Origin of the sequence: Undibacterium sp. Tian12W (genome assembly GCF_049339405.1) — a bacterium.
Classification (GTDB): domain Bacteria; phylum Pseudomonadota; class Gammaproteobacteria; order Burkholderiales; family Burkholderiaceae_D; genus Undibacterium.
On record NZ_JBMPPK010000092.1, the window covers coordinates 1 to 264 of the forward strand.

The 264-nt window shown below is 51.5% G+C and carries 1 protein-coding gene; it reads right to left on the minus strand.

Annotated elements, in window-relative coordinates:
• Nucleotides 1-264 (minus strand): ExbD/TolR family protein (locus tag ACO0LI_RS30745; protein ID WP_423037736.1); only part of this gene is annotated, 264 nt, incomplete at both ends.

Here is a 264-nt window from a genome sequence, read left to right on the forward strand (position 1 = left end):
CGATACCGGCACGTTGTGCCGTCAGGATACTTTTGCCAATAAACTCATAGCGGGTATTCTGATCTCCACGGATATGCAACTCCGGTTGCGGGATCTTGACTGCTTCTACCTTGAGCTTTTCAAACAGCGCATCCGTGCCAGCCAGCGGCCTCATGCTGCCGTTCCAGTACAGATCACCATCCTTGTTCACCGACAGGGTGATGTTTTCCGGTTTGGTTTTGTAAATCACGTTGGTTTCTGCCGGCAGCTTGAGCTTGACCGTAT